General features: G+C 57.2%; 1 protein-coding gene. It reads right to left on the reverse strand.

What is annotated here, in order from left to right:
- Nucleotides 1-836, reverse strand: an 836-nt coding sequence (locus AC1DKD_RS41175; protein WP_477144739.1) for a transcriptional regulator, incomplete at its 3' end; no start/stop codon positions are given.
- Nucleotides 837-1,577 lie beyond the last annotated feature (741 nt).

Genomic DNA, 1,577 nt, shown 5'->3' on the forward strand with positions numbered 1-1,577 from the left:
GGGAAATCGGTGGCGGCCAGCCATTGCGCGGTGAAGCGCCCCATCGCACTTAACAATACGTCGGAGTTGAGGCCTGCCACGCCTCCAAACGCCGGCGAGATGACCAACGTCGTATTGTCCTGGGTGAACACCTGCAATCTCACGGGTAAATCCGCTGGCTGCAGTATCGCGTCCGTACCTCTCGCATTGGAGAACTCGAATGCGCGCAGAAAGTCGTCCGCATGGCATGCGCCTATGCAGACAATTACCTTGGGCTGCATGCGTTGCCTCAATTTCGCAATGAAGCGGAAACGGCCACCCGTCCGGCATAGACTGAGGTATCGACTCTGGGGATTAAGCGCCGGTTGGTTCCGGTACACCCTGGCCCAGCATCTGTTTCCGTTTGCGCCCGTGGGCAAAGGAAACAGACTGATCCTGAATTCCCCGCCGGAGGGACCGTAAAGGTGGCGCATGAAGTAATGCTTCCAGTCGCATGCTTCTGCGCCAAATGCCGCCGAGCGTGCTGAGGAAATGAGCTTTGCCGCTTTCTGATGGCTTTGCCAGCGCATCATATTTTCCTGATTCCGCTGTCGAAAGTATTTGTCCCATACAACTGGCTCGTGCAAAGGATTGAGCGGTGCTGTCAGCGACTTGCCATCGGTATTTGGCGTAATGTCGCAGAGCCAGACGGGTGCGGCGGGATTTCCGTACATGCCGACATAGGAAGCAAGGTAAGCATCTACCTCCTCACTGGAGAAACCAACAATACTTGATGGGTTTCCTTGAACCGCATTCCGAATGCCGTCGCTCGGCGCAACCCCGCTCCATCCAACGGCAAGCGCAGCTAGTGCGTTCATGCTTCACGCCTCTTATTGGTTATAAAAACTATAACGATATGAGGGGAGCTTAACCACTTCCAACAGCTTTGCAAGCCCGAGACCTGTCCGATGTTGACGGGGCGCAACACTCGAAAACGCAGGCGCCAGCTGCGTGGCGCCATATCTTCCCCGCCTCTAACGGCACGCAAAATCCGCTGGTGCCGCACGCAAGTGTGCAAAGAAAAAACGGCCTGCCGTCGTCTGGCTCTCCCGGCATCGTCCRGCGCATCCAACCGGCCTCCGGACATGTGTGTCTCCGAGGTTCCCACCGGATATGATGAAAGCCTCACGTGACGGACCTCAAATCACTATTCAGCGTTGGCTGACAACAACATGAGAATTAAGCGACATCTATTTCAGATGTAGATGTGTTTAAATTCACCCTTCGCAGCGTCGCTGCACCACTTACGCGCACGCTGCGCGAAACCGGAATGGGCACCCCCGCACAGTTCCGGTTTTTTTTCACATCCGCGTTCCCATGCGGCAGGCGGGAAGCCCTCCACGGGGCTGCAAGCGATATTCCGTCGCCCCCACGGAGGCCCGGCTCCGCAGGCACCCCTAGACATCCCCTCCTGCACCCGCCACTTCACGCCTGAGTCGAAGCGATGCACCGATGCGCTTGAAAGGTTCAGGCGGCATCCAGCCTGGACGGCTGTTTGCCATGATGAAGTCAAGCTCCCTGCTCCGCATGCCGTTCATGTACTCGGCCATGAAGTGGCC

It is taken from the genome of Cupriavidus sp. 05T313, from assembly GCF_056396665.1.